We start from the raw sequence: 349 nt of genomic DNA on the forward strand, positions 1-349 counted from the left end.
CAGTACTGGCGCACTGGCCTGAGGTCAAGGAGATATATCGGGGTAATAGCGATGTTTTCGTTAAATACTTTCACCTATACGGGAACTTGCAGATAAAGTTCGACGAGACGCGCAGTACAGCCACGATGCAGTCTAAAGTCATCAACCCCATTGGGGTGAACGACGAGGAAGGCCACCTCCGCCTGTTTCAGGTGCACGGTGTTTACGACGACGTGCTTCGAAAAACTAACGAGGGCTGGCGGATCACGAATCGGGTGTGGCTGCAAGGTTGGATTAGCGGTGACTATCCCTTCGCCGGTGGTCCCGCAGAGATTGGCAAGGCGCGGTAGCGAAGTGGACTATGATGGCG

1 protein-coding gene is annotated in these 349 nt (G+C 54.2%); it reads left to right on the forward strand.

Going from position 1 to position 349, the window contains the following annotated elements; all coding sequences use genetic code 11:
* Positions 1–329, forward strand: a 329-nt coding sequence (locus tag IO33_RS0142160) for a nuclear transport factor 2 family protein (protein WP_031174358.1), incomplete at its 5' end; no start/stop codon positions are given.
* Positions 330–349: the final 20 nt, after the last annotated feature.

Origin of the sequence: Streptomyces durhamensis, assembly GCF_000725475.1 — a bacterium.
GTDB lineage: Bacteria > Actinomycetota > Actinomycetes > Streptomycetales > Streptomycetaceae > Streptomyces > Streptomyces filipinensis.